Raw genomic sequence first — 3471 nt, 5'->3', positions numbered from 1 at the left:
TGATCGACGACGACAACGATATGAAGATGGCCCCGATCGGGGCCATCTTCATATCGTCAGGACCGCATCAACAATGGCCTGCTTTTACTCCGCCCCGCTGGCCTGGAATCCGACCGGCGTTGACAATCTCGGCAAGACCTGCTGCCACTTGAATTAATGGTAGGTTTCGGGAAGCTGACATTGGCGACGAATGTCGCTTTGTGGGTCAACCCCCGTCATCTCAGAGTAGTGAGGGCTGGACGTCGGCTTTCGCCGGGATCGCGCTATGGGTTCCGCGACGCCGCTGTTCGGTTTCTGCGCTGAAGCGGACATCTATGTCACGATCCCTCGCGTAGCCCTCGAGCGCGTCGTTCCCCAGTTCGCCCCAAGGCCGCTTTCGGTCCGGGCCAGAGGGGACGCGCGGCAGAAGGCCGGGCTGCTCGCTCCACATCAGCAGTTGCTCCAGGGAAGAAGCATTCAGCATATCGCGCAAGTGATGCGCAGTAACGTAGGCATCCGGCATCGCACGATGCGCTGGAAGGCCCGTCGCACGATCGAGGCCAGTCGGCATGCGCTCATAGCGCAAACCCTGATTGGAGAAACTGGGAAGGTCGGGCCATGTACGAAGCGCGCATTTCCATGTGCAAATCCAGCGAGCACCGCCTGAAAGCCTGGGCGAGCAGAAACGCTGCTCAAACGTTGCCCGATGCGCAGCCAATGCGACCACTCCGCCGGTCGGTCGCAGGACCGGCGGTGCCACATCTTTCCAGAATGGCGCTTCTGCTACGTCTGCGTCGACGATATGGTGGATGGCCATTGTCTGTGTTGAGATCGGCCCGCCCGGGTTGACGAACCATGCACCACGTTCTTCGTTGACCTCCCAGCGACCATCGATCTCTTGGACGACGTCTTGCCAACCAATCTCACACACGCTGTGGGACTTGGAGCCAGCCGTCTCCAGATCAATGACCCGGATGCGCCTACGCTCGGAATTGAAAGAGGTCGTCATGTCCGTAAAGGATATCGCAGGAGTGAAGTTCCGACAATGTTCTTCGGCCGCATGTCATAGGCGGGGGATTGATCCACCGCTCTGACTCATGCCAGCGACCCGAATAGTTTCACTCAGATAAGCTGACCTTCGGTGTCTAGCCAACGAGCTCCGTCCCAGTTTTGGCTTTTCGAGGCTAGCTTTGGTGGCCGGTAGATTGACCGTCAGGCTAAGATTAACGAATGTCTGAAATTGGGAATGCCGGGGAGGGCGTTAAACGGCGACTTATGGGTCGAGACGGACAGCTAAGATCATCGATCAAGCGCGGCCGATTACCGCGATTAGCGGGTCGCTTGCACTTCCATCAGCCAAGACCTCGAATGCAACCTCAGCGAAGCCGGCACGCTGCAGGTAGAGCCGGACCAGTGCCGCATGACCGTTGGTATCGAGCGAGCGCCAGATTGCCACTGCTTTCATCGGGAAGCAGCGGTTCGAGAAGCTGACCACGAACGGCGCGCCGGCGACCAGCACGCGGCGGACTTCGGCGAACACCGCTACAGGCCGTTGCAGATATTGAGCACCGACGCAGCACAACCCAGCATCGAAGGTGCCCTCATCGAGGGGCAGTGTTGCCTCGCGGTTGAGATCCCACACGAACCAGCTGTCCAGGCGCGGGTTGGCGGCGAGCTCGTTGGCGTTCATGCCGTGGCCCACGATCTCGGCATACTCGATATCGTCGGGCAGATGACTGATCCAGCTCGACATCAGATCGAGAACGCGGCCGCCGTCGGGGAGCGCGGCGCGGTAGAAGCCGGTCAGCGCCGCGATAGCACCCGCATCGATGTGGGTGACCAGTCGCGCCGGCGCGTAGAAGGCAAGATCATCGCCCGCATCTTGCTTGTTAGGGTCAGAACTTCTGTGGTTGCCGCCCGTGATGCAAGAGGTTTCTGACCGTGTGGGTTAGTGATCGAGTGCGGTCTTCTGTAAGGCCTTTTGAGACGGCATTCAGAAGCCGCTGGCCGGTATGGTGATCCGCGGATCAGATCCAAATCTCTTGGCGAGCTTAGCGCTCTGAGTCCTGAACTGGTTTTTCTGATCCAGATCTGTTCGATCGTTTTGCCCATTCGGGTCGTCGCCTTCTCACACTCCCGTTTATCCGGCCTCAAGCAGAATTTGCAGCATAATGTTATGCTGCTCCTGCCTGTGCCGGAACTCGATAATCCTCATTTTTCGTCAGCATCGCCCACATCGTCCGTGCCATTTTGTTGGCTAAGGCGATCGCCACGAGCATCCGCGGCTTCCGCGATGTAATTCGTGCTAGCCACGAGTCTTCTGGAATGGATTTGCGTCCCATCCAGTTCAACCGCGACATTGCACCGATAATCAGCAATCGGCGGATATCGGCCTGTCCTGCCTTTAAAGTGCGACCGAGCCGCTCTTTGCCGCCTGAGGAGAACTGGCGCGGAACAAGGCCTAGCCAGGCTGTAAAAGCGCGGCCGCAATTGAAACTCTCCATCGGTGGCGCAAATGCCTCGACCGCCAGAGCCGTCATCGGGCCGACCCCGGGGATCGTTTGCAAGCGACGGGCGGTGTCAGCCTCGGCCGCTAGAGCTTTGATCTTTTCCGTCCGCGCATTGATACGGACCGTCTGTTCCGCGATCTGTTCCAGCAGATCGCGGCATTCGTCCCGCATCAGATCAGGCAAGTCACTGTGTGGCGCCTCAAGGATCTCCTCGATCCGTCCGATCTGACGGATGCCTTGCGGCACGACATGGCCGTATTCGTAAAGGGCTGCCCTGAGTGCGTTGATGAGCTCGGTACGCTGGTGGACGAGCCGTTCGCGAGCGCGAAACAGGATCGCTCGACTTTGTTGCTCGGCACCTTTGGGCTCGACGAAGCGCATTTCGGGCTGCCGAGCCGCGATCACGATGGCCTCCGCATCGGCAGCATCGTTCTTCTGTCGCTTTACGAACGGTTTCACATAGCGCGGCGCAATCAGCTTCACCTCATGACCAAGCCTGATCATCTCTCGAGCCCAGTGATGAGCGCTGCCACAAGCTTCCATCACGACCAAAGCGGGAGGCTGCTTGGCCATGAACGAACTCGGAGAAGCTTTGGCGTGACAGCTTTTTGCGGAACCTTGGTTCCCCGGTCATCGATGCCCCGTGAACCTGAAAGACAGCCTTTGCCAGATCCACGCCAATCATCGTCTCGTTCATCATGGTCGCCGTCCTCTCCGCTAAGCTTGAGCACTTCCTGGCATAATGCGATGCCGTCCGGGAGGGCGGCAACCACCCCATCTCGTTGATCAGAGCCAGAAGATGACGGTGGCGGCGAGGGCGATAGCGGAAAAGAAGACGGTCGGGCATCGATCGTAGCGAGTGGCGACGCGGCGCCAGTCCTTCAGGCGGCCGAACATAATTTCGATACGGCTCCGGCTTCGGTAGCGGCGCTTGTCGTATTTGACGGGGGTGATCCGGGATTTTCGGCCCGGAATGCAGGGC

3 protein-coding genes and 1 pseudogene are annotated in these 3471 nt (G+C 59.1%); all 4 read right to left on the bottom strand.

Translation table 11 applies throughout. The annotated features are described in order from the left end of the window. Window positions 1–220: 220 nt before the first annotated feature. The gene (locus RI03_RS21080; protein WP_026046947.1) at window positions 221–988 is read right to left on the bottom strand and encodes a 3'-5' exonuclease; all 768 of its coding nucleotides are present in this window, start codon (window positions 986–988) and stop codon (window positions 221–223) included. A 297-nt stretch (window positions 989–1285) separates the two neighbouring features. Next, entirely contained in the window at window positions 1286–1732 is a 447-nt protein-coding gene (locus RI03_RS21075) for a methyltransferase domain-containing protein (protein WP_010219757.1), read from the bottom strand. Window positions 1733–2153: 421 nt separating this feature from the next. Next, a pseudogene (locus RI03_RS21070) lies at window positions 2154–3189 on the bottom strand (IS110 family transposase). Between the two features lie 86 nt (window positions 3190–3275). Next, window positions 3276–3471, bottom strand: a 196-nt coding sequence (locus RI03_RS21065; protein ID WP_010219755.1) for a transposase, incomplete at its 5' end; no start/stop codon positions are given.

The organism is Sphingomonas sp. PAMC 26621, from assembly GCF_000251145.1.
Classification (GTDB): domain Bacteria; phylum Pseudomonadota; class Alphaproteobacteria; order Sphingomonadales; family Sphingomonadaceae; genus Sphingomonas.
Note: the sequence above shows the minus strand (reverse complement) of the source record. Positions and strands in the feature narration are given on the sequence as shown.